Genomic DNA, 23,918 nt, shown 5'->3' with positions numbered 1-23,918 from the left:
TCGCTCCTACAGGGGGTGGGGCTTTTTGTGTTTAAGGACGCTTGCGGTTGCTGATCAGCGTACCCACACCGGTGTCGGTGAAGATTTCCAGCAGGATCGCATTCGGCACGCGGCCATCAAGGATCAGCGAGCTGCCGACGCCGCCCTGTACCGCTTCCAGCGCACAACGGATCTTCGGCAGCATGCCGCCGTAGATGGTGCCGTCGGCGATCAGCTCGTCCACTTGTTGGGTGGTCAGGCCGGTCAGCACCTTGCCTTGCTTGTCCATCAGGCCGGCGATGTTGGTCAGCAGCATCAGCTTTTCAGCCTTCAGCGCTTCGGCCACTTTGCCTGCAACCAGGTCGGCGTTGATGTTGTAGGACTCGCCGTTGGCGCCCACGCCGATCGGCGCGATGACCGGGATGAAATCACCTTTGACCAGCAGGTTCAGCAAGTCGGTGTTGATACCGATCACTTCGCCCACCTGGCCGATGTCGATGATTTCCGGTTGGGTCATTTCCGGCGTCTGACGGGTTACGGTCAGTTTTTTCGCGCGGATCAGCTCCGCATCCTTGCCGGTCAGGCCAATCGCGCTGCCGCCGTGGCGGTTGATCAGGTTGACGATGTCTTTGTTCACCTGGCCGCCGAGGACCATCTCCACCACGTCCATGGTCTGCGCGTCAGTGACTCGCATGCCATCGATGAAGTGGCTTTCGATCGACAGGCGCTTGAGCAGGTCGCCGATCTGCGGGCCGCCGCCGTGGACCACCACCGGGTTGATCCCCACGGCTTTCATCAACACGATATCGCGGGCAAAGCCGGTTTTCAGCTCGTCGCTTTCCATGGCATTGCCGCCGTATTTGATCACCAGCGTCTTGCCGACGTAGCGTCGAATGTAGGGCAACGCTTCGGACAGGACCTTGGCGGTGTTGGCAGCGGCTTCGCGTTCGAGGGTCATTCAGGGCTCCGGTGCAAAAAAATCAGAACGGTAATTGGAGATCAGGGGCAACACGTTTCAACTGGACGTGGAACACGTCCTTGATGCGCTGCAACTCAGCCTCGGTATCCGCCTCGAAACGCAGCACCAGCACCGGTGTGGTGTTGGACGCGCGAACCAGGCCCCAGCCTTTGGCGTAATCGACTCGCACACCATCAATGGAGGTCAGGTTGGCGCCTTCGCCCCATTGCGCATCGTGCAATGCGTCAATGATGCTGAATTTGCTCTCTTCGGTCACATGGATATTGATCTCTGGCGTAGAAATATCATTCGGGAAGGTCTGAAACAGCTCCTGTGCCGTGGATTTTTCCTTGCTGAGGATCTCCAGCAGACGAGCGGCGCTGTAAATGCCGTCGTCAAACCCGAACCAACGCTCCTTGAAGAACACGTGGCCGCTCATTTCGCCGGCCAGCAGCGCGCCGGTTTCCTTCATTTTCTTTTTGATCAACGAGTGACCGGTCTTCCACATCAGCGGGCGACCGCCATATTCCTTGATCAGCGGCGTCAGGCGACGGGTGCATTTTACGTCGAAGATGATTTCGGCATTCGGGTTGCGCGCCACCACATCACGGGCGAACAGCATCAGCAGGCGGTCGGCGAACACGTTTTCGCCGGTGTTGGTCACCACGCCCACGCGGTCACCGTCGCCGTCAAAGGCCAGGCCGACGTCGGCCCCGGTTTCCTTGACCTTGGCGATCAGGTCCACCAGGTTTTCAGGCTTGCCCGGGTCTGGATGGTGGTTGGGGAAGTTGCCGTCGACGTCGCAGAACAACGGCACCACTTCGCAGTTCAGGGCTTCGAGCAGTTGCGGGGCGATCACGCCGGCCGCGCCGTTGCCGCAGTCCACCACCACTTTCAGGCGGCGCGCGAGTTTGACGTCGCCGGTGATTTCGTCGGAGTAGCGCTGAAGAATGTCGACCTTGGTGATGCTGCCTTTGCCGCTGGTCAGGTCGTTGGTTTTCAGGCGTGTGTGCAGGGCCTGGATCTGTTCGTTGGCCAGGGTGTCGCCGGCGATGACGATCTTGAAGCCGTTGTAGTCCGACGGGTTGTGGCTGCCGGTGAGCATCACCCCGGATTTGCCGGCCAGCACGTTGGCGGCGTAGTACAGCGCCGGGGTCGGCACCAGGCCGACGTCGCTGACATGGCAACCGCTGTCGGCCAGGCCCTGGATCAATTGCTCCACCAGCTCGGGACCGGACAGGCGACCGTCACGGCCGACCGAAACGTTCGGTTCGTCCTGGGCCAGGCTTTGGGCGCCGATGGCGCGGCCAATCCAGTAGGCGGTTTCGGCGGTCAGGGTCTTGGGCACCACGCCACGGATGTCATAGGCGCGGAAGATGCTGTCGGGGAAGGTCGGGGCTACTCGGGCGGCGGTACTCATCGCGGGGGGAAACTCCATCTGAAAGAGACAAGGCTGGCCTTAATGTGGCTGACCGGCAGGCTTAAACTGAAGGGTATGACGGCGTTTTCGGTGCAGAGTTCGTGGTGCAAACAGGCCATCGGAGCATCCGCTCCGCGCTTATGTCTGCGTAATGCATTGATTTTACTTGGAAAATGTCGCTCGTCAGGTCCGCGCATTCTTCATCCTGAAAGGCCATGCGGTGGCATCTAACCGGGCCGGACGGTAGCGTCCGCCCCGGTTTGGTGTGGTCAGTGACTGCCGGAATGCCCAAAACCGCCTGCGCCGCGTTGGGTTGCGTCGAATTCCTGTACCAGTTCGAAGTGCGCCTGCACCACCGGCACCAGCACCAGCTGCGCGATGCGCTCGCCGACGACGATGTTGAAGGCGGTCTGGCCGCGGTTCCAGCACGACACCATCAGCTCGCCCTGGTAGTCCGAGTCGATCAGGCCGACCAGGTTGCCCAGCACGATGCCGTGCTTATGGCCGAGGCCCGAGCGCGGCAGAATCAGCGCCGCCAGGCCCGGGTCGCCGACATAGATCGACAGGCCGGTCGGAATCAGCAGGGTCTGGCCCGGTTCGAGGACGGTGTCTTCCTTGAGCATGGCGCGCAGGTCCAGGCCGGCGGAGCCCGGTGTGGCATAGGCCGGCAGGGGGAAGTCGGTGCCGATGCGGGGGTCGAGGATCTTGGCTTGCAAAGCGTGCATGTAAATTAAACCTGGTTCAGCCGTTGGGCGATAAAAGAGATCAGTTGGCGGGCAATCTTGCCCTTGCTGGTCTGGGCGAAAAGGGTGGCGTGCAGGTCGCGATCGATCACGCTGCAGGCGTTTTCCTCACTGTTGAAGCCGATGCTTGGGTTGGCGACATCATTGGCAACGATCAGGTCGAGGTTTTTGTCTTTCAATTTGCGTGCGGCGTAGTCCAGCAGGTGCTCGGTCTCGGCGGCGAAACCGACGCTGAACGGACGGTCCGGGCGGCTGGCGATGGTGGCCAGGATGTCCGGGTTACGCACCATTTGCAGGAGCAGGCCGTCGCCGCTGGTAGGGTCTTTCTTGAGCTTTTGCGGGGCGACGACTTCCGGGCGGTAATCCGCAACCGCTGCCGAGGCGATAAACAGGTCGCAGGGAATGGCCGCCTCACAGGCCGCCAACATGTCCCGGGCGCTGACCACGTCGATCCGGGTGACGCGATCGGGCGTCGGCAAATGCACCGGGCCGGTGATGAGGGTCACGCGCGCGCCTGCCTCGACCGCCGCTTCAGCCAGGGCAAAGCCCATTTTTCCTGAGCTATGGTTGGTGATGTAGCGCACCGGGTCGATGTTTTCCTGGGTCGGGCCGGCGGTGATCAACACGTGCTTGCCAGTCAGGGCCAGGTGCTGGAAGCACTCGGCGGCGCACAGTGCCAGGTCGGTGGCTTCGAGCATGCGGCCCATGCCGACGTCGCCGCAGGCCTGGCTGCCGGAGGCCGGGCCGAACACCTTGAGGCCACGGCTTTGCAGGAGCTGCGTGTTGGCTTGGGTGGCCGGGTCGCGCCACATGGCCTGGTTCATGGCCGGGGCGATGGCGACAGTGGCGTCGGTGGCCAGGACCAGCGTGGTCAGCAAGTCATCGGCGATGCCTTGCGCCAGGCGGGCGATCAGGTCGGCGGTGGCCGGGGCGATCAGCACCAGGTCGGCCCATTTGGCCAGTTCGATATGGCCCATGGCGGCTTCGGCGGCCGGGTCCAGCAGGTCCAGGTGAACCGGGTGGCCGGACAAGGCCTGCATGGTCAGCGGGGTGATGAACTCACTGCCGCCGCGGGTCATGACCACGCGCACTTCGGCGCCCTGGTCGAGAAGCCTGCGAACCAGCTCTGCGCTCTTGTAGGCGGCAATGCCGCCGCCGACGCCGAGAACGATGCGTTTCCGATACAGACGCTGCATTGGTTTGCCTTTCCAGTTCAGTGAAGCCAGTTCAGTGACGCCTGCGATGCCCCCTCCCCAGGTGAAATCGCATGCAAAAAAGAGGGCCTACGATAACACAGCGTCCGCCAGGCAACAGCGGCGCACATGCACAGGGAGGCGGGATGAGTATTCGTGATTGGCCGGTGGCCGAGCGGCCGCGGGAGAAGCTTTTGGAATGGGGGGCCGCAACGCTGTCCGACGCCGAACTGTTGGCTATCTTCCTGCGCACCGGCGTGGCCGGGCGGAGTGCGGTGGACCTGGCGCGGCATCTGTTGGCGCAGTTCGGTGGCTTGCGCCCGCTGCTGAAGGCCAGCCAGGTGCTGTTCAGCCAGCAGTTGGGGCTGGGGCCGGCGAAGTTTGCGCAGCTGCAGGCGGTACTGGAAATGTCCCGGCGCCACTTGGCCGAACAGCTGCGCAGCGACTCGGTGCTGGAAAGCCCGGTCGCTGTGCGGGACTACCTCAAGGCGCTGTTGCGCCATGAGCCTCACGAGATTTTCGGCTGCCTGTTTCTCGATTCAAAGCATCGGGTGCTGGGGTTCGAGGCGTTGTTCCAGGGCACCATCGACGCCACCGTGGTTTACCCGCGGCAAGTGGTCAAGCGCGCCCTGGCGTATAACGCGGCGGCGTTGATCCTGTGCCACAACCATCCCTCGGGGAGCGTGGAGCCGAGTGCGGCTGATCGGAAATTGACCAAAATCCTGCAAAAAGCCTTGGAGATGGTGGATGTGCGGGTGCTGGATCACATCATCGTGGGCGATGGTGATCCATTGTCGATGGCGGAATACGGGTGGATGTAGGAGGGGCAGCAGTTGCAAGGTTGCAGCTGCAAGCCTCAAGGGGGCTTGCAGCTTGCAGCTCAGGGCTTGGCGCTGACTTTCGAAAAGTCCTGCCGCCCAAACGGGCTCACCTGGTACCCCTCGACATTCTTGCGGGTCAGGGCGAACGCCATCGGGTGCGCCAGCGGCAGCCACAGGGCCTGCTGTTGGATCTGCGCCTGGGCCTGTTGATACAGCTTGCTGCGCACCCCTTGCTCGCTGGTGGTCTTGCCGGCGCTGATGAGCTTGTCCAGGGCCGGGTCGCAATAGCGGGCGAAGTTGGTGCCGGATTTCACTGCCGCGCAGGAGAACTGCGGAGTCAGGAAGTTATCCGGGTCGCCGTTGTCGCCGGCCCAACCCATGAACAGCAGGTCGTGTTCGCCGGCCTTGGCGCGGCGGATCAACTCGCCCCATTCGATCACGCGGATCTCGGCCTGGATGCCGACCTCGGCCAGGTCCGCCTGCAGCAGTTGCGCGCCGAGGTTGGGGTTGGGGTTCAGCAGGCTGCCGGTGGGGCGTGTCCAGATCGTGGTCTTGAAGCCGTCCTTGAGCCCGGCGCGCTCCAGCAGCAGCTTGGCCTTGGCGATGTCCTGTGGATAACCCGGCAACTCCTTGGCATAGCTCCAGGTGTTGGGCGGGTAGGGGCCGTTGGCGGCTTCGGCGGTGCCTTCGAACACGGCTTTGAGGTAGCTGTCCTTGTCGAAGGCCAGGTTGATCGCCTGGCGCACTTCGGGCTTGTCCAGCGGTGGGTGCTGGCTGTTGATTGCGACGAATGCAGTCATGAATGCTGCGGTTTTTTCTATTTTGAGTGCGGGATCTTTCTCGGCTTCGCCCACATCCAGGGGTTTGGGCGACAGTGCGATCTGGCATTCGTCGCGGTGCAGTTTCTGCAGGCGCACGTTCGCATCCGGGGTGATGGCGAAGATCAAGTTATCCACAGCCGGTTTGCCGGCGAAATAATCCGGGTTGGCTTTGTAGCGCACCACGGCGTCTTTCTGGAATCGCGTGAAAATGAACGGGCCGGTGCCGATGGGCTGGCTGTTGAGCTTCTCCGGGGTGCCGGCCTTGAGCAGCTTGTCGGCGTACTCGGCCGGGTAGATCGAGGCAAAACCCATGCTCAACGCGGCGAGGAAGGTCGAGTCGGGGTGGTCGAGGGTGAAGCGCACGGTCAGCGGGTCAAGGGCGTCGATCTTCTTGATCAGTGCGGGCAATTGCAGCGACTGGGCATGGGGGAAGCCGCTCTGGGCGATCTTGTGCCATGGGTTGGCCGGATCGAGCATGCGCTCGAAGCTGAAGCGGACATCCTCGGCGGTCAGGGTGCGGCTCGGGGTGAAATAGTCGGTGCGGTGGAATTTTACGTTGGGGTGCAACTGGAAGGTGTAGGTCAGGCCGTCCGGCGACACTTCCCAGCTGTCCGCCAGGCTTGGCACCAGCTTGCCGCTGGCTGCGTCATAGTTCACCAGGCTGTTCATCAGCACGTCGGCCGAGGCGTTGGTGGTGGTCAGCGAGTTGTACTGCACTACGTCGAACCCTTCGGGACTGGCTTCGGTACACACGCTCAGATTGGTGGCCGCCAAGGCCTGCGGCGCGATAAACAGAGGGGCTAGCAAAAGCGGTAGGGCAGCGAGGCGCATGTTCGGTTTCCTGTGCAGATCGAAGGCCCATCTGCGAGTGCAGTCTGGAAAAGTCCTACCGTAGTGGTCTGATTGATAAATGACTAGTCCATTTTTGCCTGTGCTTTTGGCTCAAATGCTGTTTTGATGGCGCCTCAGCGCGTTTCGCCTTGTACTTTTTGGTACTTGCGGGCGTTGTAAATCATTCTGTGCGACGAGCGGTCGGCTATTGCAGCGGCCCCTCCTGGCAACGGTTCGGCCATCTGTCGCCGAGATTTACGCCGGTAAAAACACACGGGCTGTTGTTGCACTTGGGTCTTTCTGGTATAAAGCAGCGCTCTTTTCTAGGGGCCCGGTTCCTTCGCTTGTAGGTGTAGCCGGTAAGACCCTAAAGAAACGCGGCGCCTGGCGCCAAATGACTGAGAGATTAAGCGGCCAACCCATGCCGGGTTGGGCATGTGGTTTTAGAGGGCTGAGGCATGTCGAGAGTCTGTCAAGTTACCGGTAAGGGTCCGGTGACTGGGAATAACATTTCCCACGCAAATAACAAAACCCGTCGTCGTTTCCTGCCGAACCTGCAGCATCACCGCTTCTGGGTTGAAGAAGAGAAACGTTTTGTGCGTCTGCGCGTATCTGCCAAAGGCATGCGCATTATCGACAAGCGTGGCATCACTGTCGTGCTGGCCGAAATCCGCGCCGCTGGCAAGATCTAAGGAGCTCTATCATGCGTGAATTGATTCGAATGATCTCTAGCGCCGGTACTGGTCACTTCTACACTACCGACAAGAACAAGCGTACTACCCCGGACAAGCTCGAAAAGAAAATGTTCGACCCGCGCGTTCGCAAGCACGTGATCTACAAAGAAGGCAAAATCAAGTAATTGATTTTCTTCCTTGTGAAAAAAAGCCCGTTTCTCACGATTCGGGCTTTTTTTTGCGCAGGATTTGCTGATCAGGCCTTCTGTTCGAACACCACATAGATCTTGCGGCAGGGTTCGAGCACTTCCCAGGTGCCGCTGAAGCCGGCCGGGATCACGAAGCGGTCGCCGGCGCGCAAGGTCTTGGCGTTGCCCTCGGCATCGCGCAGTACGGAAACCCCCTGCACAATCTCGCAGTACTCATGTTCGGTGTAGTTGACCTTCCACTGCCCGACGTCGCCTTCCCAGACGCCGGCGCTCATCTGGCCGCACGGGCTGTTGTAGTGGTTGTAGATCGTTTGCTCGGGATTGCCCTTGAGGATTTTTTCCGGGGCAGGGAGGTAGCGATCGGGGGCGGTGTTGGCTTGGCTGAAGTCGACGATGTCCTGGATGCTCATGTGCGTGTCCCGTCTGGCCTGCGGTTGGAGAGCCCAAAGTCTATGTTTATTAAAATGAACATCGCAAGGGCGTTTACCGGCGTTATGTCAAATATATTGATACATCCCCAGCCGCTGGTTTAGGGTGGCAGTTGCCTTGAGCCGAACAACTGGCTGGCGGGGCAAGCATTCTTTGAGGCTGCCGGGGCACATCGCCTGGCCCTTGTATTCAATAAGAGGAGGACACTCGCATGACCACCCTGACCCGTGCCGACTGGGAGCAACGCGCCAAGGATCTGAAGATCGAAGGCCGCGCCTATATCAATGGCGAGTACACCGCCGCCGTTTCCGGCGACACGTTCGAATGCATCAGCCCCGTCGATGGCCGCCTGCTGACCAGCGTTGCCAGCTGTGACGTCGCCGACGCCCAGCGCGCCGTGGAAAATGCCCGCGCCACGTTCAATTCCGGTGTCTGGTCGCGCCTGGCGCCGGCCAAGCGCAAGGCCACCATGATCCGTTTCGCCGCGTTGCTCAAGGCCAATGCCGAAGAGCTGGCGCTGCTGGAAACCCTGGACATGGGCAAGCCGATCAGCGACGCCCTGAATATCGACGTACCCGGCGCGGCGAATGCCCTGAGCTGGAGCGGCGAGGCCATCGACAAGATTTACGATGAAGTCGCTTCCACCCCTCACGATCAGCTGGGTCTGGTGACCCGTGAGCCGGTCGGTGTGGTTGCCGCCATCGTGCCGTGGAATTTCCCGCTGATGATGGCTTGCTGGAAACTCGGGCCGGCGCTGTCGACCGGTAACTCCGTGATCCTCAAACCGTCCGAAAAATCCCCGCTGACCGCCATCCGCATCGCGGCCCTGGCCGTTGAGGCCGGTATTCCAAAAGGCGTGTTCAACGTGCTGCCGGGCTACGGCCACACCGTGGGTAACGCGCTCGCGCTGCACATGGATGTCGACACCCTGGTGTTCACTGGCTCCACCAAAATCGCCAAACAGCTGTTGATCCGCTCCGGCGAATCGAACATGAAACGTGTATGGCTGGAAGCGGGCGGCAAGAGCCCGAACATCGTGTTCGCCGATGCCCCGGACCTGCAAGCCGCCGCCGAATCCGCCGCCGGCGCGATTGCCTTCAACCAGGGCGAGGTCTGCACCGCCGGTTCGCGCCTGCTGGTGGAGCGTTCCATCAAGGATAAATTCCTACCGCTGGTGATCGCCGCGCTGAAGGGCTGGAAGCCAGGCAACCCGCTGGACCCGGCCACGAACGTTGGCGCGCTGGTAGACACTCAACAGATGAACACCGTGCTGTCCTACATCGAAGCTGGTCATGCCGACGGTGCCAAGCTGGTGGCGGGCGGCAAGCGCACGCTGGAAGAGACCGGTGGCACTTACGTCGAGCCGACGATTTTCGACGGAGTGACCAACGCGATGAAGATCGCCCGCGAAGAAATCTTCGGCCCGGTCCTCTCGGTGCTCACTTTTGACAGCGCCGAAGAAGCCGTCGCCATCGCCAACGACACCCAATACGGCCTGGCCGCGGCGGTGTGGACGGCGGATATCTCCAAGGCGCACCTCACCGCCAAGGCACTGCGCGCCGGTAGCGTGTGGGTCAACCAGTACGACGGCGGTGACATGACCGCGCCGTTTGGTGGCTTCAAGCAGTCGGGCAACGGTCGCGACAAGTCGCTGCATGCGTTCGACAAGTACACCGAGCTGAAGGCGACCTGGATCAAGCTCTAAGCAACACCGCAGGTCCCCTGTAGGAGCGAGCTTGCTCGCGAAGAATTCAAAGACACCGCGTTCAACCAGACAGCACGCGTTATCGTTGGCGTTCTTCGCGAGCAAGCGCGCTCCTACCGTTCGTTTACAGCCCTGAAAAAACTATCCACAGGAGCGTGGAAATGCGTTGGGCGACTTATTTCGCCGTGCTGGCCTCGGTGCTCAGCGTTGGTCTGGCGTTGGGCGTCAGCATGCCGCTGGTGTCCCTGCGTCTGGAAGGCTGGGGCTACGGCAGCTTCGCCATTGGAGTGATGGCTGCGATGCCGGCCTTCGGCGTGCTGTTGGGGGCGAAGGTTTCCAGTCGGCTGGCGTCCTGGCTGGGCACTGCGCATCTGATGCGCCTGTGCCTGTGGGCGGGGGCGGTGTCCATCGGCCTGTTGGCGATCCTGCCGAGCTACCCGGTGTGGCTGGTGCTGCGGCTGATGATCGGGGTGATCCTGACCATCGTGTTCATTCTTGGCGAAAGCTGGATCAACCAGTTGGTGGTGGAGCAATGGCGCGGCCGGCTGGTGGCGCTGTATGGCTGCACCTATGCGCTGAGCCAGCTGTCGGGGCCGCTGCTGTTGGGCGTGCTGGGCACCGATCATGACTATGGGTTCTGGGTGGGCGTGGGCCTGTTGACGCTGGCGCCGTTGCTGTTGCTGGGGCGTTCCGGGGCGCCGACCGCCGAGTCCTTCAGCGTGACGTTTGCCGAGCTGTGGCGCTTCTGTCGGAGCCTGCCGGCGATTGCCTGGGCGGTGGCGTTATTCGCGGCGTTCGAGGCGATGATCCTGACGCTGCTGCCGGTGTATTGCCTGCAGCAAGGCTTCACGGCCGAGATCGCCCTGGCGATGGTCAGCACGGTGGTGGTGGGCGATGCGTTGCTGCAGCTGCCCATCGGCGCACTGGCCGACTACCTGCCGCGGCGCACGCTGTTCTTGAGCTGCGCGCTGCTGTTGCTGGGGGCGAGCCTGGCAGTCCCGTTGTTGATGCACACGCTGCTGATCTGGCCGGTGTGGGTGCTGTTCGGCGCGAGTGCGGGTGGTTTGTTCACCTTGTCGTTGATCCTGATCGGCGAGCGTTACCGCGACGATGCGCTGGTGCGCGCCAATGCCCACGTGGCGCAGCTCTGGGGCATCGGTTGCCTGATCGGGCCGCTGGTGGCCGGTGCGGGCAGCCAGTGGATCAGCGGGCATGCATTGCCGTGGCTGATGGCTGCCGGGGCGCTGGGGTTGGTGGTGCTGTTGTTGCGCCAGGGGGCGTTTGGCGCCGCGCAGCCCGCTTAGGCGCGAGGGGATGAAGGCGTTAGCGATGACGGGTACGGTCTGGTTAAGTGTGGTGTTCTTGCGTTCTTCGCGAGCAAGCTCGCTCCTACAGCATGCGTTCCAGGCCGACGGAGGTGGCGAACCAGGCATTGAAGTGGCGCCACCAGCTGCCCGGCTCGCGGGTCAGGGTGTGCGGTTGCCCGTTATCCTCGGTGGTCCACACCACCTGGCCATCCTGTAATTTCGCCTCGTAGCTCAATGCTGGCGCCATGCCTTGCAGCGCCAGATTGCGCAGGTGTTCGGCCAGCTCAGGGCTGTCCACCAGCACGCCGACTTCGGTATTCCACAGCACCGAACGCGGGTCGAAGTTGAACGAGCCGATAAACGATTTCTGCCGATCAAAAATCATCGCCTTGCTGTGCAGGCTGGAGTCCGAGCCGAGGAACAGGCCGCGACGAAACAGGTGGGGCCCGCTGCCTGTGCGGGGTGCGCCGGGTTGGCGGCGCAACTCATAGAGTTTCACGCCGTGCTCCAGCAGCGCCTTGCGATAGGGCGCGTAGCCGCCGTGTACGGCCGGTACGTCGGTGGCTTCGAGGGAGTTGGTCAGCAGGCTCACCGAGACGCCCGCGTCCGCGCGACCGGTCAGGTACACCAGGCCCGGCTGCCCCGGCACGAAATACGCCGAAATCATCATCAACTCATGGTTGACGCCTTCGAGTTCCGGTTCCAGTTGGGTGGTCAGCAGCAGGCGCGGGTCCGGATCATTCTTGGCGAGTACCTTGCTCGGGGCGTCCCACAACGCCTGGTTCCAGGCCCAGATCAGCTCGCGCCGCCAGATGTCCAGGCGCGGTTCGGTCTTGTAGGTGCGCAGGCGGTTGTACAAGGCGTGGTTCTGTTGGCGCGACTGGGCCAGGGATTCTTCCAGGCGTAGGCGTGCGCTGGCCAGGTCGCCTTTGGACGGCAGGTTGGAGATGAATTCATTGATGGGCTTGCTCAGGGCGCTGTTCCAGTACTGGTCGAAACTGTGGCCGAGTTGCTCGGCCACCGGGCCCACGCTGAGCATGTCGATGTCGGTGAAATTCAGGTTGGGTTCGGCGTCGAAATATTCGTCGCCCAGGTTGCGCCCGCCGACGATGGCCGCGCTGTTGTCCGCCAGCCACAGTTTGTTGTGCATGCGCCGATGTTGCAGCGACAGGTTGAGCAGGCGCCCCATGGCGCGCGTCACGCCGGTGCTGCGCCCCAGGTGCAGCGGGTTGAACAGGCGAATCTGGATGTTGGGGTGGGCGGCGAGGGTGGCGATGACCTGATCGAGGCCGTCGCTGGTGGTGTCGTCCAGCAGGATACGCACACGCACGCCACGGTCGGCGGCCTTGAGCAGTTCATCCACGAGCAGGCGGGTGCTGATGCCGTCGTGGACGATGTAGTACTGCAGGTCGAGGCTGGTCTGGGCGTTGCGGATCAGTTCGGCGCGGGCCATGAACGCCTCGCTGCTGTTGGGCAGCAGGCGAAAGCCGGAGCGGCCCTGATGCGGCGCGGCCTGGGCCTGGATCGAACGGCCGAACGACGACTGCGTCGCCGGCAGGGCATCGCTGGGGATGCGCGGCACATTCACCGTGGCGCAGCCGCCCAGGGCCAGGGCGCCCAACAGGAAAAACGCTAAAAGCCGTCGAGTCATCAAGGGCACCGTTTCCAGATCAGGGCGGTTGTCGACATAGGACGGCTATTTTCCCGGAAAGGTCAGTCGGCGGCCTCGGCCAGCATCTTGCTCGCGACGGCGCCGACTTTGCGCACCGCCTCTTCAATCTGCGGCGTAGGTTTGGCAGCGTAGTTCATGCGCAGGCAATTCCTGTACTTGCCGGACGCGGAAAAGATACTGCCCACGGCGATTTGTACGCCTTGTTCCACCAACACCCGGTTGAGCTTGAGGGTGTCGAAACCTTCCGGCAGCTCGATCCACAGCATGAAGCTGCCTTGAGGTCGGCTGGCGCGGGTGCCGGCGGGGAAATAACGGCTGACCCAGTCGAGCATCATGTCGCGATTACGTTGGTATTGAGTACGCATCCGCCGCAAATGCGGTTCGAAATGGCCGCCCTTGAGAAATTCGGCGATGGCGATCTGCGGCTGGGTCGCGGTGGAGCCGGTGCTGATGTATTTCATGTGCAACACCCGCTCCAGGTAGCGGCCCGGCGCGACCCAGCCAATCCGCAGGCCTGGCGCCAGGGTTTTCGAGAACGAGCTGCAGAGCAATACGCGGCCATCTTCGTCGAAGGATTTGATGGTGCGCGGGCGCGGGTAGCTGTAGGCCAGTTCGCCATACACATCGTCTTCGATGATCGCCACGTCAAAGCGCTGGGCCAGGGTCAACAGCGCCCGCTTGCGTGCCTCCGGCATGATGTAGCCCAAAGGATTGTTGCAGTTGGGGGTCAGTTGAATGACTTTGATCGGCCACTGTTCCAGCGCCAGTTCCAGGGCTTCGAGGCTGATGCCGGTGAGCGGGTCCGTGGGGATTTCCAGGGCTTTCATGCCCAGGCCCTTGAGGGTCTGCATGGCGCCGTGGAAGCTCGGCGAGTCCACCGCAACGATATCCCCCGGCTCGCAGATGGAGCGGATGCTGGCAGACAGCGCTTCATGGCAGCCGGTGGTGATCACGATGTCTTCGGCGGTCAACTGGCAGCCGGAATCCAATGACAGTCGGGCGATTTGTTCGCGCAACTCCATACAGCCGAGGATATTGTCGTAATACAGCCCCGGCAGGTCCTGGCGCCGGCTGACGCGGGCCAGGCTGCGCAGCAGCGGCTTGAGGGTGGGCGACAACACATCCGGCATGCCGCGGCCCAGCTGTACGACATCTTTACGCGGTACCGCGCGGATCAACTCGAGCACTTGGTCCCACTGGGAAATTTCCACCGGGCGCTGGGCCGGGCGGCCGACTTCGGGCAAGGCCGGCAGCTCACGGCCGACGGGCACGAAGTAACCGGACTTGGGCTTCGGCATCGCCAGGCCGTTGTCTTCCAGCATGCGATACGCTTGCTGCACGGTGCTCAAACTGACCCCGTGCTCGACACTCAAGGCCCTTACGGAAGGCAGCCGGTCACCGGGGCGGTAGAAGCCCTGTTCGATGCGGGTGCCCAACAATTCGGCGAGGTTGACGTAAAGGGTCACGGTGATCACTCCCAGGGGACCAGTACAGATTCTGGGAAAATACAGGATTCAGCCACTCGTGGGCAGTATCTGTATGGATTTAATAAAAATTGGTTGAATCTGTAATGGTTTTGTCCACTCGCTCATTCTAGTCACTCATGGCAACCAGCAAATGAGGACGACAAAATGAACGGCATGAGCGATGTGCGGCTGACGTTACACGGCCAGGAACTGGAAGCGGGGCAGGCGCGGGCGATGTCGGCCCCGACCCGCAACCGCTGGAGCCTGTTCTGGCACCGTCGCCACACGCGCAAGGTGCTGCTGGAGCTGACTGCCGAGCAACTGCGGGATATCGGGTTGACCGCCGAGCAGGCGCGCCAGGAAGGCTTGAAGCCGTTCTGGCGCAGTTGAGTCACACCAGTTCTTTCAACCGGTGCCAGAGCATCCCCAGCGCCAACAGCGGCGAGCGCAAGTGCTTGCCGCCGGGGAAGGTGATGTGCGGCACCTGGGCGAACAGATCGAAACGTCCCTGCTGCTGGCCGCTGATGGCTTCGCCCAGCAGCTTGCCCGCCAGGTGTGTCGCGTTGAGGCCATGACCGGCGTAGGCCTGGGCGTAATACACGTTGGGTTGATCTGCCAATCGGCCGATCTGCGGCAAGCGGTTGGCACCGATGCCGATCATGCCACCCCATTGATAGTCGATCTTCACGTCGGCCAGTTGGGGGAACACCTGCACCATCTTCGGCCGCATGTAGGCGCCGATGTCCTTGGGGTCGCGCCCGGAATAGTGGCAGGCGCCGCCGAACAGCAGACGACGGTCGGCAGACAGTCGGAAGTAGTCCACCGTCACCCGCTGATCACACACCGCCATGTTTTGCGGCAGCAATTGGGTCGCCTGGGCGGCGCTTAACGGCTCGGTGGCGACGATATAGCTGCCGGCCGGCAGCACTTTGCCGCTCAGCAGTGGGTTGAGCCCCTTCAGATAGGCGTTGCAGGCCAGCACCAGGGTCTTGGCGCGCACATTGCCGCGGGCGGTGTGTACGTTGACCTCGGGGCCGTAGTCGATGCGCGTCACTTCGGAGTGTTCGAACAGTTGCACGCCGAGTTTTTGGGCGGCAGCTGCCTCGCCGAGGGCCAGGTTCAGCGGGTGCAGATGGCCCGAGCCCATGTCGATCATGCCGCCCACGTAGCGCTCGGAACCGATCACGCTGCCCATTTCGCTGGCTTGCAGCAGGCGTACTTCGTGGCGATAGCCCAGGCTGCGCAATTCTTCGGCGTCTTCGGCGAGGCCGAGCAGGTCGCGGGGTTTGTTGGCCAGGTCGCAGTAGCCCCAGGTCAGGTCGCAGGCGATCTGGAAACGCTCGACGCGCTCGCGCACGATTTCTACCGCCTCCAGGCCCATCAGTTTCATCTGGCGCACGCCGTCGGTGCCGATCACGTTGGTGAATTGCTCCAGGCCATGGCCAACGCCGCGGATCAACTGGCCGCCATTGCGCCCGCTGGCGCCCCAGGCGATCTTGCGCGCTTCCAGCAGCACCACGCTGAACCCGCGTTCGGCCAGTTCCAGCGCGGTGTTGAGCCCGGAAAAACCGCCGCCGATCACGCACACGTCGGCCACCGTTTCGCCGGCCAACGCTGGATAGTCGGGTTGCGGCAGGCTGCTGGCGGCGTAGTAGGAAGCGGTGTGCCGGGCGCAGGCAGTCATGGGAACATCCCCGTTTGGAAAATTTGACGCAGGATACAGCGGTCGGACGAAGCTGTCTCACCGCGGGGTTTTGCGGCAGAATCCACGCCTATTCGCCGTTCGGTACGTGTTTCGATGAGTTGCAACAGTCAGAAAATCAGCGCATTGCGCCGACAGATCCCCTCGTTTGAGTGCGTCCCCGGTTGCCACGATTGCTGTGGGCCGGTGACGACTTCCCCCGAGGAAATGTCGCGCCTGCCGCGTAAGACCGCTGCCGAACAGGAAGCCGCCATGGACGAGTTGAACTGCGTACACCTGGGGCCCAATGGCTGCACGGTGTATGACGAGCGCCCGCTGATCTGTAGGCTTTTCGGCACCACAAAGACCTTGCCGTGCCCCAATGGACGGCGGCCGGTGGAGCTGATTCACCCGCGGGTGGAGAAGCAGATCCACGAATACATGGCGAGTACCCGGCAGGTGCTGGTCTAAATGTGGGAGTAAGCAAGCCCCCTCCCACATTGACCCGGTTGTGTCAGTCAGTCGGGGATGGGCAGATTGAGGCTCTCTTTCACCTCTTCCATCACGATATAGCTCTTGGACTCCCGCACATGGGGCAGTTTGAGCAGGATGTCGCCGAGCAGTTTGCGGTACGAGGCCATCTCGGAGATCCGCGCTTTCACCAGGTAGTCGAAGTCCCCCGAGACCAAGTGGCACTCCAGCACATGGGGCAATTTCAGCACGGCGCGGCGGAATTCTTCGAAGGTGTCGCCGGATTTGTAGTCGAGGCTGATCTCGACAAATACCAGCAAACTCGCCTTCAAATGCTGGGGGTTGAGGCGTGCGTTGTAGCCCATGATGATCCCTTCACGCTCAAGGCGGCGCACGCGCTCGGTGCAGGGGGTGGTCGATAGTCCGACCTTTTCCCCCAGCTCCGTGAACGAAATGCGCCCGTCGGCTTGTAGGATGCGCAAGATGTTCCGGTCGATCTTGTCCAGCTCCCGTTTGGTCTGGGTGTTGGTACGCATAGGGGATACGCCTCTGTGAAAAGGGTTGTTGCCAAGAATTGTCGCCAAATATAGGCATTTATATAGTGAAATGCACTGGTGATTGCTTTTTATACTGCTCACATCATTGCTCGAACAACACACGTCGGCGGTCAAGCCGCGATGAGGATATAAAAATGCGCGTTCTGGTCTTGGGTAGCGGCGTCATTGGTGTGACCAGTGCCTACTATTTGGCGCGAGCCGGTTTTGAGGTGGTCGTGGTCGACCGCCAGCCAGCCGCGGCCATGGAAACCAGTTTCGCCAACGCCGGCCAGGTCTCTCCAGGCTACGCCTCGCCATGGGCCGCGCCGGGTGTGCCGCTCAAGGCCATCAAGTGGCTGCTGCAACGCCACGCGCCGCTGGCGATCAAGGCCACCGCCGATATCAATCAATACCTGTGGATGGCGCAGATGCTGCGCAACTGCACCGCCAGCCGGTATGCGGTGAACAAGGAGCGCATGGTCCGCCTGTCCGAGTACAGCCGCGATTGCCTCGACGAACTGCGCGCTGAAACCGGCATTGCCTACGAAGGCCGCAGCCTCGGTACGACCCAACTGTTCCGCACCCAGGCGCAGCTCGATGGCGCAGCCAAAGATATCGCCGTGTTGAAAGAGTCCGGCGTGCCGTTCGAATTGCTTGACCGTGCCGGCATCGCCCGCGTCGAACCGGCCCTGGCCAGTGTCACCGACATCCTCGCCGGTGCCCTGCGCCTGCCGAACGACCAGACCGGCGACTGCCAGATGTTCACCACGCGCCTGGCCGACATGTGCAAGCAGTTGGGCGTGGAATTCCGTTTCGAACAGGACATCCAGCGCCTCGACCACGCCGGTGATCGCATCAACGGTGTGTGGATCGACGGCAAGCTGGAAACCGCCGACCGCTACGTCCTGGCCCTCGGCAGTTATTCGCCGCAGTTGCTCAAGCCGCTGGGGATCAAGGCGCCGGTGTACCCGCTCAAGGGCTATTCGCTGACCGTGCCGATCACCAACCCGGCGATGGCGCCGACGTCGACCATTCTCGACGAGACCTACAAGGTCGCGATCACCCGTTTCGACAACCGCATCCGTGTCGGCGGCATGGCTGAAATCGCCGGTTTTGACCTGTCGCTGAACCCACGTCGGCGTGAAACCCTGGAGATGATCGTCAACGACCTTTATCCTCAGGGCGGCAATCTGACCGAAGCGATCTTTTGGACCGGCCTGCGTCCGACCACACCGGACGGTACGCCGATTGTCGGTGCCACCCCGTTCAAGAATCTGTTCCTGAACACCGGCCACGGCACCCTCGGTTGGACCATGGCGTGCGGCTCCGGTCGTTTGCTGGCTGACCTGATGGCCAAGAAAACGCCGCAGATCAGTGCCGAAGGCCTCGATATTTCCCGTTATGGCAACCACCAGGAGTCTGCAAAACATGTCAATCCAGCGCCAGCTCACCAATGAGCGCATGAGCCAGATCGTTGCCCACGGCGGCACCGTGTACCTGGCAGGGCAAGTCGGCGACGACCTGAGTGCCGGGATTGAACAACAGACCCGTGAAACCCTGGCCAATATCGAGCGCTTGCTGGACTTGGCCGGCACTGACAAAAGCAAGCTGCTGTCGGTGACGATCTACCTCAAAGACATCGACGCCGACTTCGCCGGCATGAACGCGGTGTGGGACGCATGGCTGCCCAAAGGCGTCGCCCCGGCCCGCGCCACGGTTGAAGCGAAACTGTGCGAGCCGCAAATCCTGGTGGAGCTGTCCGTCGTGGCCGCCCTGCCTTAAGCAACGATCCCTCTCCCGGTACCGATGCGGTTGGTCGGTGCCGGTTTTTTTTCACTCTGCCGCCTAGAAGCCTGCCGCCATGCGTCCTGCCCGTGCCCTGATCGACCTCCAAGCCCTGCGCCACAATTACCAATTGGCCCGTGAAGTCACGGGGGCCAAGGCCCTCGCTGTGATCAAGGCCGATGCCTACGGCCATGGCGCGGTGCGCGTGGCCCAGGCGCTGGAAGCCGAGGCCGATGGTTTTGCCGTGGCCTGTATCGAGGAAGCACTGGAGCTGCGGGCTGCCGGTATCCGCGCGCCGGTATTGCTGCTGGAAGGGTTTTTCGAAGCCGACGAGCTGCCGCTGATCGTCGAGCATGATTTCTGGTGCGTGGTGCATTCGCTGTGGCAACTGGAGGCCATCGAGCAGGCGGCCTTGCGCAAGCCCCTCACCGTGTGGCTCAAACTGGACTCGGGCATGCACCGCGTCGGCCTGCATCCCAAGGACTACCACGAGGCGTACCAGCGCCTGCTCGCCAGCGGTAAGGTGGCGAAGATCGTATTGATGAGCCACTTCGCTCGCGCCGATGAGCTCGATTGCGTGCGCAGCAATGAACAAGTGGCGGTGTTCGAAGCGGCGCGCCAGGGGCTGTCAGCCGAGGTCAGCCTGCGCAATTCGCCGGCGGTGATGGGCTGGCCGAAGGTGCCCAGCGACTGGGTACGCCCCGGCATCATGTTGTACGGCACGACGCCGTTTGGTGAAGACCAGGCCACCGCCGCGCGCTTGCAGCCGGTAATGACCCTGGAATCGAAAGTCATCTGCGTGCGCGAACTGCCGGCCGGCGAGCCGGTGGGCTACGGTGCCAAATTCATCACGCCGAAACCGATGCGGGTCGGCGTGGTTGCCATGGGCTATGCCGACGGTTATCCACGTCACGCCCCCACCGGCACGCCGGTGCTGGTGGCGGGGCAGCGCAGCCAATTGCTCGGCCGCGTGTCCATGGACATGCTGTGCGTCGACCTCACCGACGTGCCCCAGGCCGGCCTCGGTTCCACCGTGGAGCTGTGGGGCAAGAACATCCTCGCCAGTGACGTCGCGGCCGCCGCCGAGACCATCCCCTACCAGATCTTCTGCAACCTGCGCCGCGTGCCAAGGCTCTATTCCGGGGCTTGATCGGCCTCTACGAACGGTGCGGGGGAGGATTTAGGCCCAAGTGTTGTAAATACTGAACGCTGTCGCCATGATAACGCTCAATTACAACAAAGCCTGAATCCTAGGAGGCTCCCGCATTGGACGTCGGCGAACGACTGCAATCCATCCGTAAACTGAAGGGTCTTTCCCAGCGCGAGCTCGCCAAGCGTGCGGGTGTCACCAACAGCACCATTTCGATGATCGAAAAAAACAGTGTCAGCCCTTCCATCAGTTCCTTGCGCAAGGTGCTGGGCGGCATTCCCATGTCGATGGTCGAGTTCTTTTCCGAGGAAATCCTCCAGGAAATACCGACCCAGGTCGTCTATAAAGCCAACGAGCTGATTGATATCTCCGACGGCGCCGTCACCATGAAACTGGTGGGTCGCGCACATCCGAGCCGGGCGATCACGTTTCTCAACGAAATTTACCCGCCTGGCGCCGATACTGGCGAAGAAATGCTCACCCACGAAGGCGAAGAAACCGGGATTCTGGTGGAAGGTCGCCTGGAATTGGTCGTCGGTCTTGAAACTTTTGTGCTCGAAGCTGGCGATAGCTACTACTTTGAAAGCACCAAGCCCCATCGTTTTCGTAATCCGTTCGATGTGCCGGCGCGACTAATCAGCGCAGCCACGCCCGCGAACTTTTGACAGAAGAGGCGTCCTGCCAGCATTGCAGAGACTCCCGCAGCGTATTCCGTGAGACTGAATCTCCCTTTGCTTAATAGGGTTGTTTCAGCCAGACGGGCTAACCGTTATACTTTCGCCGCCTGCGAAACCGTGGCCGCAGGCGTGAATAGCCACCATTGAGGGTGAACGCGTGAACCTAATTATGAAAATGCTGGCTGCACCAGCAACCGTACTGGCCCTATGGGCTGTCAGCGCTCAAGCTGCGACCAATGATGACATTGCCAAGCGCTTGGAGCCTGTTGGCCAAGTGTGTGTGCAGGGGCAGGAGTGCAAGGGGATGGAAGTCGCCGCAACAGCGGGCGGCGGCGGCGGTGCGAAAACACCGGATGAGATCATTGCCAAGCACTGCAATGCATGCCACGGAACCGGCCTGTTGGGTGCTCCGAAAATCGGCGACACCGCCGCCTGGAAAGACCGCGCCGACCACCAGGGCGGCCTCGACGGCATCCTGGCCAAGGCGATCACGGGTATCAATGCCATGCCGCCAAAAGGCACCTGTGCTGATTGCACGGATGCTGATCTGAAAGGCGCGATCAAGAAGATGTCCGGGTTGTAATCCAGCGATCTTCGTCAAAAATGCCGCTTACGAGCGGCTTTTTTGTGCCTGCGATCGGGGGTTGAGGCTGTTCTTTGCAACCAAGACGGGCCACTCTCTATCCAACCCCTAATCATCAAATGTTCAGGAGGGTCGGATGGTGCAGTTATGTTCAATCGAGCAAGCCGTTGACGACGTACTCGCGCGCTTGCCAGCGCATATCCACATGGGCCTGCCCCTGGGCCTGGGCAAGCCCAATCTGTTCGTCAACGCGCTGTACCGACGTATCGCCAAGCTGCCGGAGCGGGCGCTGACGATCTATACCGCCTTGAGCCTGGGTCGCCCGGCGTTGGGCGATGGCTTGCAGAAGCGCTTCCTGGAACCGTTTACCGAGCGGGTGTTTGGCGATTATCCCGAGCTGGATTATCTCGCCGATCTGCACAAGGACAGCCTGCCGGCGAATATCCACGTCCAGCAATTTTTCATGCAGCCCGGCAGCCTGCTTCATAGCCAATCCGCGCAACAGGACTACGTCAGCAGCAACTACAGCCATGCCGCGCGCGATATCTACGCCGCCGGCCTGAACCTGGTGGCGCAGTTGGTGGCCAGCAGCGCCGAGCACCCCGACCGGCTGAGCCTGAGCTGCAACCCCGATGTCACCCTCGACCTGCTGCCGATGATCGCCAAGCGTCGCGCCGCTGGGGAAACCGTGCTGATGGTCGGCCAGGTCCACACCGATTTGCCCTACATGCCTGGGGATTCGGAGTTGGGCATGGATGCGTTCGACTACCTGCTCGATGAAAAGGACAGCAGCACGCTGTTCTCCACACCGAATATGCCGGTGGGTTTCCAGGACCATTTTATCGGCCTGCATGCCAGCACCCTGGTGCGCGATGGCGGCACCTTGCAGATCGGTATCGGTTCGATGGGCGATGCGCTGACCGCCGCCTTGCTTGCGCGCCAGGCCGATAACGAAGCCTATCGGCTGCTGCTGACCGACCTCGATGTGTACCGCTGGGCGGCGCTGATCAGCCGTGAAGGGGGCGTCGAGCCGTTTGCCAAAGGCCTTTATGGTTGCAGCGAAATGTTCGTCAACGGCCTGCTGGTGCTGGCGGATGCGGGGATTGTGCGGCGCAAGGTCTACCCGGATGTGGCGACGCAGGAACAGGCAAATGCCGGCCTGCTCGATGATGCGGCCCAGCCCGACGGCATTTCGATCCATGGCGGTTTTTTCGTTGGCCCGCGTAGTTTTTACCAACGCTTGCAGGACATGACCCTCGCCAAGCGTCAGGCGTTCAACATGACGCGCATCAGCTACATCAACGAGCTGTACGGACAGGAAGAACTCAAGCGTTTGCAGCGTCTGGATGCGCGGTTCATCAACAGCGCGATCGTGGTGACCTTGCTCGGCGCCGGGGTTGCCGACCAACTGGAAGGTGGCCACGTGCTCAGTGGCGTGGGCGGGCAGTACAATTTTGTTGCCCAGGCCCACGCGCTGGAAGGCGCGCGCGCGATCCTGATGTTGCGCAGCTGGCGCGAAGCGGCGGGGGAGGTCAGTTCCAATATCGTGTGGGAATACGGCCATTGCACGATCCCACGGCACCTGCGGGACATTGTCATCACCGAATACGGAATTGCCGACTTGCGCGGTCAGACCGATGCCAAGGTAATTGAGGCGTTGCTCAACATCACCGACTCCAGGTTCCAGGGCGACTTGATCGAGCAGGCGCAAGAGGCCGGCAAGCTACCCCGGGATTTCCAGCTGGACCCGCGCTTTACCGACAACACTCCGCAGCGGCTCCAGAGCCTTCAGGCCCGGCATCGCCGGTTGTTTCCGGAGTATCCGCTGGGCACCGACTTCACGGATGTCGAACGGGACCTGTTGCGGGGGTTGAACTGGCTCAAGAGCAAATTCAAGCTGAGCGAGATTTTCGACCTGGGCAAGGCGGCGCTGGATGCACCGGAGCCGGAGGCGTTTCCCGAGCATCTGAAGCGGATGGGGTTGGACCAGCCGGAAGGGCTAAAAGAGGACGTGTATCAGCGGCTGTTGCTCGCCGGCCTCCAGGCCACCGCGCACTAAATGTAGGAGGGGGCTTGCCCCCGATAGCAGTGGATCAGCCAACACATTTGGTGACTGATACACCGCTATCGGGGGCAAGTCGAATCGTCGCACCGCCCCTCCCACAGTTTTAACCGGGTTCCGTCAGCGATTACTCGATGAAGGTGACGACACCACCGCTCAGCGACTTCACGCGCGCCAGCGATTCAACCCGATAACCCTGCGCATCCAGCTCGGCACGCCCGCCCTGGAACGACTTCTCGATCACGATCCCCAGGCCGGCAACGGTGGCGCCGGCCTGCTTGATGATCGAGATCAGCGCCTGGGACGCCTTCCCGTTGGCCAGGAAGTCATCGATGATCAGCACGCGGTCGTTGCTGGTCAGGTGGCGCGGCGAGATCGCTACGGTGCTTTCGACTTTCTTGGTGAAGGAATACACCGTTGCCGACAGCAGGTTTTCGGTCAGGGTCAGGGACTGTTGCTTACGGGCGAAGATCACCGGCACGCCGAGGTTCAGGCCGGTCATGATTGCCGGGGCGATCCCCGAGGCTTCGATGGTGACGATCTTGGTGATCCCCGAATCCTTGAACAGCGCGGCGAATTCGTCGCCGATCAGTTTCATCAGTGCCGGGTCGATCTGATGGTTCAGAAAGGCGTCGACTTTGAGTACCTGATCGGAAAGCACGACGCCTTCTTCGCGAATTTTCTTGTGCAGTGCTTCCACGGAACGCTTCCTCTAATGGCGCACGGTGCGCCGAAAGTAGATTAA

The 23,918-nt window shown here is 61.8% G+C and carries 23 protein-coding genes and 1 pseudogene; 13 read left to right on the top strand and 11 right to left on the bottom strand.

All coding sequences use genetic code 11. From position 1 onward, the window contains the following. Positions 1-31: 31 nt before the first annotated feature. The 4 genes and pseudogenes from argB to coaBC all read right to left on the bottom strand — a co-directional run bounded on the left by argB (position 32) and on the right by coaBC (position 4,296). Positions 32-937 (bottom strand): acetylglutamate kinase, encoded by a 906-nt coding sequence (gene argB, locus ACP7E3_RS02190; RefSeq protein ID WP_017846055.1) that lies wholly within the window; start codon positions 935-937, stop codon positions 32-34. 22 nt (positions 938-959) lie between these two features. Then, positions 960-2,384, bottom strand: a pseudogene (locus tag ACP7E3_RS02185) (phosphomannomutase/phosphoglucomutase); the annotation flags it as partial. A 242-nt stretch (positions 2,385-2,626) separates the two neighbouring features. Beyond that, positions 2,627-3,082 (bottom strand): dUTP diphosphatase, encoded by a 456-nt coding sequence (gene dut / locus ACP7E3_RS02180; protein WP_017846053.1) that lies wholly within the window; start codon positions 3,080-3,082, stop codon positions 2,627-2,629. Positions 3,083-3,087: 5 nt separating this feature from the next. After that, complete coding sequence (gene coaBC / locus ACP7E3_RS02175; RefSeq protein ID WP_017846052.1) at positions 3,088-4,296, bottom strand: bifunctional phosphopantothenoylcysteine decarboxylase/phosphopantothenate--cysteine ligase CoaBC; 1,209 nt, start codon at positions 4,294-4,296, stop codon at positions 3,088-3,090. A 143-nt stretch (positions 4,297-4,439) separates the two neighbouring features. Between coaBC and radC the strand changes: the two genes are divergently transcribed. Next, positions 4,440-5,114, top strand: coding sequence for a RadC family protein (gene radC / locus ACP7E3_RS02170; RefSeq protein ID WP_426122143.1), 675 nt, complete (start codon positions 4,440-4,442; stop codon positions 5,112-5,114). 59 nt (positions 5,115-5,173) lie between these two features. On the opposite strand, the gene ACP7E3_RS02165 is transcribed toward radC, so the two are convergent. Next, positions 5,174-6,766, bottom strand: coding sequence for an ABC transporter substrate-binding protein (locus ACP7E3_RS02165; RefSeq protein WP_426122142.1), 1,593 nt, complete (start codon positions 6,764-6,766; stop codon positions 5,174-5,176). 458 nt (positions 6,767-7,224) lie between these two features. Between ACP7E3_RS02165 and rpmB the strand changes: the two genes are divergently transcribed. Together rpmB and rpmG are read left to right on the top strand one after the other, a co-directional pair. Further along, positions 7,225-7,458, top strand: a complete 234-nt coding sequence (gene rpmB, locus ACP7E3_RS02160; RefSeq protein WP_003176907.1) for a 50S ribosomal protein L28 — start codon at positions 7,225-7,227, stop codon at positions 7,456-7,458. 11 nt (positions 7,459-7,469) lie between these two features. After that, complete coding sequence (rpmG, locus tag ACP7E3_RS02155) at positions 7,470-7,625, top strand: 50S ribosomal protein L33 (RefSeq protein ID WP_003176906.1); 156 nt, start codon at positions 7,470-7,472, stop codon at positions 7,623-7,625. Positions 7,626-7,696: 71 nt separating this feature from the next. Here the strand turns inward: rpmG and ACP7E3_RS02150 are convergent, their stop codons facing one another. Next, the gene (locus tag ACP7E3_RS02150; protein WP_046381648.1) at positions 7,697-8,059 is read right to left on the bottom strand and encodes a cupin domain-containing protein; all 363 of its coding nucleotides are present in this window, start codon (positions 8,057-8,059) and stop codon (positions 7,697-7,699) included. Positions 8,060-8,289: 230 nt separating this feature from the next. Here ACP7E3_RS02150 and ACP7E3_RS02145 point away from each other — a divergent pair, with 230 nt between their 5' ends. Together ACP7E3_RS02145 and ACP7E3_RS02140 are read left to right on the top strand one after the other, a co-directional pair. After that, a complete protein-coding gene (locus tag ACP7E3_RS02145; protein WP_046381649.1) occupies positions 8,290-9,783 on the top strand; it encodes an aldehyde dehydrogenase in 1,494 nt (497 codons plus the stop codon). 161 nt (positions 9,784-9,944) lie between these two features. Next, positions 9,945-11,087: an MFS transporter gene (locus ACP7E3_RS02140; protein WP_057004015.1), complete on the top strand. Its 1,143-nt coding sequence runs from the start codon at positions 9,945-9,947 to the stop codon at positions 11,085-11,087. Between the two features lie 85 nt (positions 11,088-11,172). Here the strand turns inward: ACP7E3_RS02140 and ACP7E3_RS02135 are convergent, their stop codons facing one another. Then, a complete protein-coding gene (locus ACP7E3_RS02135) occupies positions 11,173-12,741 on the bottom strand; it encodes a phospholipase D family protein (RefSeq protein WP_032804275.1) in 1,569 nt (522 codons plus the stop codon). Positions 12,742-12,803: 62 nt separating this feature from the next. Beyond that, positions 12,804-14,228, bottom strand: a complete 1,425-nt coding sequence (locus tag ACP7E3_RS02130; protein ID WP_046385149.1) for a PLP-dependent aminotransferase family protein — start codon at positions 14,226-14,228, stop codon at positions 12,804-12,806. A gap of 165 nt (positions 14,229-14,393) precedes the next feature. Between ACP7E3_RS02130 and ACP7E3_RS02125 the strand changes: the two genes are divergently transcribed. After that, the gene (locus tag ACP7E3_RS02125; RefSeq protein ID WP_017846042.1) at positions 14,394-14,618 is read left to right on the top strand and encodes a DUF1127 domain-containing protein; all 225 of its coding nucleotides are present in this window, start codon (positions 14,394-14,396) and stop codon (positions 14,616-14,618) included. A gap of 1 nt (position 14,619) precedes the next feature. Here ACP7E3_RS02125 and ACP7E3_RS02120 read toward each other — a convergent pair whose 3' ends face one another. Continuing rightward, entirely contained in the window at positions 14,620-15,912 is a 1,293-nt protein-coding gene (locus ACP7E3_RS02120; protein ID WP_426122141.1) for an NAD(P)/FAD-dependent oxidoreductase, read from the bottom strand. A 114-nt stretch (positions 15,913-16,026) separates the two neighbouring features. On the opposite strand from ACP7E3_RS02120, the gene ACP7E3_RS02115 reads away from it, so the two are divergent. After that, positions 16,027-16,380, top strand: coding sequence for a YkgJ family cysteine cluster protein (locus ACP7E3_RS02115; RefSeq protein ID WP_017135860.1), 354 nt, complete (start codon positions 16,027-16,029; stop codon positions 16,378-16,380). 47 nt (positions 16,381-16,427) lie between these two features. Here ACP7E3_RS02115 and ACP7E3_RS02110 read toward each other — a convergent pair whose 3' ends face one another. Next, positions 16,428-16,916, bottom strand: coding sequence for an Lrp/AsnC ligand binding domain-containing protein (locus ACP7E3_RS02110; protein WP_017846039.1), 489 nt, complete (start codon positions 16,914-16,916; stop codon positions 16,428-16,430). Positions 16,917-17,071: 155 nt separating this feature from the next. On the opposite strand from ACP7E3_RS02110, the gene dadA reads away from it, so the two are divergent. From dadA to ACP7E3_RS02080, 6 genes are all read left to right on the top strand, one after another. Next, the gene (gene dadA / locus ACP7E3_RS02105) at positions 17,072-18,373 is read left to right on the top strand and encodes a D-amino acid dehydrogenase (RefSeq protein ID WP_017846038.1); all 1,302 of its coding nucleotides are present in this window, start codon (positions 17,072-17,074) and stop codon (positions 18,371-18,373) included. Beyond that, positions 18,345-18,698 (top strand): RidA family protein, encoded by a 354-nt coding sequence (locus ACP7E3_RS02100; RefSeq protein WP_017846037.1) that lies wholly within the window; start codon positions 18,345-18,347, stop codon positions 18,696-18,698. The genes dadA and ACP7E3_RS02100 overlap by 29 nt, the downstream gene beginning before the upstream one ends. 79 nt (positions 18,699-18,777) lie before the next feature. Beyond that, positions 18,778-19,851, top strand: a complete 1,074-nt coding sequence (alr, locus tag ACP7E3_RS02095; RefSeq protein ID WP_046381652.1) for an alanine racemase — start codon at positions 18,778-18,780, stop codon at positions 19,849-19,851. Between the two features lie 116 nt (positions 19,852-19,967). Further along, the gene (locus ACP7E3_RS02090) at positions 19,968-20,516 is read left to right on the top strand and encodes a cupin domain-containing protein (protein WP_046381653.1); all 549 of its coding nucleotides are present in this window, start codon (positions 19,968-19,970) and stop codon (positions 20,514-20,516) included. Positions 20,517-20,697: 181 nt separating this feature from the next. Then, positions 20,698-21,111, top strand: a complete 414-nt coding sequence (locus ACP7E3_RS02085; protein ID WP_026139909.1) for a c-type cytochrome — start codon at positions 20,698-20,700, stop codon at positions 21,109-21,111. A gap of 136 nt (positions 21,112-21,247) precedes the next feature. Continuing rightward, complete coding sequence (locus tag ACP7E3_RS02080; protein WP_017846033.1) at positions 21,248-23,170, top strand: acetyl-CoA hydrolase/transferase C-terminal domain-containing protein; 1,923 nt, start codon at positions 21,248-21,250, stop codon at positions 23,168-23,170. A 130-nt stretch (positions 23,171-23,300) separates the two neighbouring features. Here ACP7E3_RS02080 and ACP7E3_RS02075 read toward each other — a convergent pair whose 3' ends face one another. Continuing rightward, entirely contained in the window at positions 23,301-23,873 is a 573-nt protein-coding gene (locus ACP7E3_RS02075) for a xanthine phosphoribosyltransferase (RefSeq protein ID WP_426122140.1), read from the bottom strand. Positions 23,874-23,918: the final 45 nt, after the last annotated feature.

The sequence above is a fragment of the Pseudomonas sp. PSPC2-3 genome, from assembly GCF_049898265.1.
GTDB classification, from domain to species: domain Bacteria; phylum Pseudomonadota; class Gammaproteobacteria; order Pseudomonadales; family Pseudomonadaceae; genus Aquipseudomonas; species Aquipseudomonas veronii.
This window is presented reverse-complemented; position numbering and strand designations above follow the sequence as displayed.

Bases quoted from the DNA above. Each gene is read 5' to 3' on its own strand.
- argB (WP_017846055.1), bottom strand. From the start codon at position 937: ATGACCCTCGAACGCGAAGCCGCTGCCAACACCGCCAAGGTCCTGTCC.
- dut (WP_017846053.1), bottom strand. From the start codon at position 3,082: ATGCACGCTTTGCAAGCCAAGATCCTCGACCCCCGCATCGGCACCGAC.
- coaBC (WP_017846052.1), bottom strand. From the start codon at position 4,296: ATGCAGCGTCTGTATCGGAAACGCATCGTTCTCGGCGTCGGCGGCGGC.
- radC (WP_426122143.1), top strand. From the start codon at position 4,440: ATGAGTATTCGTGATTGGCCGGTGGCCGAGCGGCCGCGGGAGAAGCTT.
- ACP7E3_RS02165 (WP_426122142.1), bottom strand. From the start codon at position 6,766: ATGCGCCTCGCTGCCCTACCGCTTTTGCTAGCCCCTCTGTTTATCGCG.
- rpmB (WP_003176907.1), top strand. From the start codon at position 7,225: ATGTCGAGAGTCTGTCAAGTTACCGGTAAGGGTCCGGTGACTGGGAAT.
- rpmG (WP_003176906.1), top strand. From the start codon at position 7,470: ATGCGTGAATTGATTCGAATGATCTCTAGCGCCGGTACTGGTCACTTC.
- ACP7E3_RS02150 (WP_046381648.1), bottom strand. From the start codon at position 8,059: ATGAGCATCCAGGACATCGTCGACTTCAGCCAAGCCAACACCGCCCCC.
- ACP7E3_RS02145 (WP_046381649.1), top strand. From the start codon at position 8,290: ATGACCACCCTGACCCGTGCCGACTGGGAGCAACGCGCCAAGGATCTG.
- ACP7E3_RS02140 (WP_057004015.1), top strand. From the start codon at position 9,945: ATGCGTTGGGCGACTTATTTCGCCGTGCTGGCCTCGGTGCTCAGCGTT.
- ACP7E3_RS02135 (WP_032804275.1), bottom strand. From the start codon at position 12,741: ATGACTCGACGGCTTTTAGCGTTTTTCCTGTTGGGCGCCCTGGCCCTG.
- ACP7E3_RS02125 (WP_017846042.1), top strand. From the start codon at position 14,394: ATGAACGGCATGAGCGATGTGCGGCTGACGTTACACGGCCAGGAACTG.
- ACP7E3_RS02120 (WP_426122141.1), bottom strand. From the start codon at position 15,912: ATGACTGCCTGCGCCCGGCACACCGCTTCCTACTACGCCGCCAGCAGC.
- ACP7E3_RS02115 (WP_017135860.1), top strand. From the start codon at position 16,027: ATGAGTTGCAACAGTCAGAAAATCAGCGCATTGCGCCGACAGATCCCC.
- ACP7E3_RS02110 (WP_017846039.1), bottom strand. From the start codon at position 16,916: ATGCGTACCAACACCCAGACCAAACGGGAGCTGGACAAGATCGACCGG.
- dadA (WP_017846038.1), top strand. From the start codon at position 17,072: ATGCGCGTTCTGGTCTTGGGTAGCGGCGTCATTGGTGTGACCAGTGCC.
- ACP7E3_RS02100 (WP_017846037.1), top strand. From the start codon at position 18,345: ATGTCAATCCAGCGCCAGCTCACCAATGAGCGCATGAGCCAGATCGTT.
- alr (WP_046381652.1), top strand. From the start codon at position 18,778: ATGCGTCCTGCCCGTGCCCTGATCGACCTCCAAGCCCTGCGCCACAAT.
- ACP7E3_RS02085 (WP_026139909.1), top strand. From the start codon at position 20,698: ATGAAAATGCTGGCTGCACCAGCAACCGTACTGGCCCTATGGGCTGTC.
- ACP7E3_RS02080 (WP_017846033.1), top strand. From the start codon at position 21,248: ATGGTGCAGTTATGTTCAATCGAGCAAGCCGTTGACGACGTACTCGCG.